We start from the raw sequence: 606 nt of genomic DNA on the forward strand, positions 1-606 counted from the left end.
GGAAACACTGATTTATTTGGTGCGACCGTCATCGCAGATGTGGTCGAGGGCGTTGTAGAAGAAATTCACGGGACGGACGATCGACGATGAAGCGGCAGATCAGCTTTGCGGAAGCGGAAAGTGCGGGCAAGAAACGTGTGACGAGACGCCAGCGCTTTCTGGCCGAAATGGAGCGCGTCGTGCCTTGGCCGCGCTTGCTGGCGGCGATCGAGCCGCACTACCCGAAGGGCGGGCGAGGTCGGCCGCCGATCGGCCTGGAGCGTATGCTGCGCATCTACTTTCTGCAGCAGTGGTACGGTCTGTCGGACGAAGGTCTGGAAGATGCGTTGTATGACAGCATCGCGCTGCGCGCCTTCGCCGGTATCGACCTGGCGGTCGAGAATGTGCCGGATGCGACCACCTTGCTGAAGTTCCGTCGCCTGCTGGTCGAGCATGATCTGACGCGCAAGTTGTTCGACGAGATCGGCATCTCGCTGTGCGAGCGCGGGCTGATGATGAAGGAAGGTACGCTGGTCGACGCGACGATCATCGAAGCGCCACCGTCGACCAAGAACGCCGGGAAGAGCCGCGACCCGGAGATGCATCAGACGAAGAAGGGAAACGAAT

At 60.7% G+C, this 606-nt stretch carries 1 protein-coding gene; it reads left to right on the forward strand.

Annotation, left to right across the window (positions count from 1 at the left end; translation table 11 throughout):
* Positions 1–86: 86 nt before the first annotated feature.
* A partial coding sequence (locus tag F6X37_RS35990; protein WP_187614693.1) for an IS5 family transposase occupies positions 87–606 on the forward strand: 520 nt, incomplete at its 3' end.

Origin of the sequence: Paraburkholderia sp. 31.1, assembly GCF_014397645.1 — a bacterium.
GTDB lineage: Bacteria > Pseudomonadota > Gammaproteobacteria > Burkholderiales > Burkholderiaceae > Paraburkholderia > Paraburkholderia tuberum.